Annotated in this window: 1 protein-coding gene; it reads right to left on the bottom strand. The window is 55.4% G+C overall.

Features of this window, described 5'->3' with window-relative positions:
• Window positions 1–240, bottom strand: a 240-nt coding sequence (locus SB775_RS33345; RefSeq protein WP_410865579.1) for an amidohydrolase family protein, incomplete at both ends; no start/stop codon positions are given.

Genomic DNA, 240 nt, shown 5'->3' with positions numbered 1-240 from the left:
GCGCTTTTTCCATGGCAAAGTCGCCGATGACATGGATAGCGACCGCTTCGCCGTGCTTTCTTGCGACGGACACGAGGCGTTTTAATTCTTCGTCTGAATGGATCGCCACGCCGCTCGTCGATGGATCGTCCGTGTATGGGCGGCTAAGCAGCGCCGTTCTTCCACCGATCGAACCGTCAGCGAATAACTTCATCGGGCCCGGATCGATGAACGGTTCCAGATAATCAGCGTTTTCCATCA

The sequence above is a fragment of the Peribacillus sp. SIMBA_075 genome, from assembly GCF_046534585.1.
This window is presented reverse-complemented; position numbering and strand designations above follow the sequence as displayed.